The sequence below is a fragment of the Pseudomonas sp. P5_B2 genome (genome assembly GCF_056400445.1).
In genome coordinates this window covers 1-526 of sequence record NZ_JBFULH010001516.1, presented here as the reverse complement: position 1 = coordinate 526, position 526 = coordinate 1, and the positions used below count along the sequence as shown (strand labels likewise).

Below are 526 nucleotides of genomic sequence, written 5' to 3'. Positions count from 1 at the left end.
AACCTGCATCGGTGATCTGGTCAAGGGCACCAAGGATGGACAGCCGCGTGAGGTGTTCATCTACAACGTGGCCGACCATGAGGACGCCTACGCAGAAACAGACAGCCAGGGCATTTCCTATACCGCAGGCGTGCCACCCGTAGCGGCCGCTCTGCTGGTTGCCCGCGGCGAGTGGGACGTGAAGCGTATGGCCAACGTTGAAGAGTTGCCGGCTGAACCGTTCCTCAAGGCGCTGGATGTGATGGGTCTGCCGACCCGCATCAAAGATGAGAACGGGGATCGTCCCTGGAACGGCAACGCCTGAGACGCCTGATTTACAGGTGAATCTCGTTTGTCGCTGCAAACGCAAAAACGCCGCTCTTTGAGCGGCGTTTTTGTTTGTGCGATCTTGGAAAGCGAATAAAACTATTGAAAAAAATTCGTATTCGCTATAAACGAGAAGCTCATTGGCATATCAATAACAATCAGCAAGTGAGTATCGCCATTTCTTGGCTAAGGGAGCGCTGATGAGTGTTAGTCCATTGAC

General features: G+C 53.2%; 1 pseudogene. It reads left to right on the top strand.

Annotation, left to right across the window (positions count from 1 at the left end):
* A pseudogene (locus tag AC1DRJ_RS32145) lies at window positions 1-304 on the top strand (saccharopine dehydrogenase); the annotation flags it as partial.
* Window positions 305-526: the final 222 nt, after the last annotated feature.